The following is a 976-nucleotide window of genomic DNA, read 5'->3' as shown; positions in this document are numbered from 1 at the left end:
CGGGCGGTTGGCGGCAGCGGTCAACGTCTGGGACAGGTGCGGGCACCCGGAGGTGCAGGCCGGCGAGATGATCGCATCGCTGCCGCACCCGGTGCTGGGCAGCTACCGCGGCATTACCCGTCCCATCGTTTTCGGCCGCACGCCGGGCCCGCAACCCTTCGCCGCGCCGGTATTCGACCAGGACACCGCCTCGGTCCTCGCCCGCGTCGCCGAAGACGGCGCCACGCCCTGACCTGGAACCTGCAATGACCCGATCCAAGCTCGCCCAGCTGCGTGAACTGTCCGTCGTGGTCGCCGATACCGGCGACTACGACGCCATCAAGCGCCTGCGCCCGGTCGACTGCACCACCAACCCGACGCTGGTGCGCAAGGCGCTGGACCTGCCGGTGTACGCCGGGCTGATCGAACGCGAGCTGCAATGGGGCCGTGCCCAGGCCGGCGACCGCAACGAGGTCGCCAAGGCCGTGGTCGACCGCCTGACCATCGGCGTGGGCGCGATGCTGGCCGAACTGGTGCCGGGCCGCGTCTCCACCGAGGTCGATGCCGACCAGGCCCACGACACCGCCGCGACCATCGCCAAGGCGCGCCAGTTCATCGCCATGTACGCAGCGGCCGGCGTGCCGCGCGACAAGGTGCTGATCAAGATCGCCGCCACCTGGGCCGGGGTGGAAGCCACCCGCGTGCTGCAGGCCGAGGGCATCGACTGCAACCTGACGCTGATCTTCAACCCGACCCAGGCGCTGGCCTGTTCGGAGGCCGGTGCGTTCCTGATCTCGCCGTTCGTCGGCCGCATCCTGGACTGGTACGTGGCCCACGGCCAGGCGCCGGCCAGCATCGACGAGGACCCGGGCGTGAGGTTCGTGCGCGGCGTGTATGCCGAGTTCAAGCGCCGCGGCTCGCCGACGGTGGTGATGGGCGCCTCGTTCCGCTCGACCGCGCAGATCGAGGCGCTGGCCGGCTGCGACCGCCTGACCAT

Annotated in this window: 1 protein-coding gene and 1 pseudogene; both read left to right on the top strand. The window is 71.0% G+C overall.

Translation table 11 applies throughout. From position 1 onward, the window contains the following. A pseudogene (locus ABB33_RS18820) lies at positions 1–232 on the top strand (CoA transferase); the annotation flags it as partial. A 13-nt stretch (positions 233–245) separates the two neighbouring features. Then, a partial coding sequence (locus ABB33_RS17815; RefSeq protein WP_056932975.1) for a transaldolase family protein occupies positions 246–976 on the top strand: 731 nt, incomplete at its 3' end.

The organism is Stenotrophomonas acidaminiphila (genome assembly GCF_001431595.1).
Lineage (GTDB): Bacteria > Pseudomonadota > Gammaproteobacteria > Xanthomonadales > Xanthomonadaceae > Stenotrophomonas > Stenotrophomonas acidaminiphila.
Note: the sequence above shows the minus strand (reverse complement) of the source record. Positions and strands in the feature narration are given on the sequence as shown.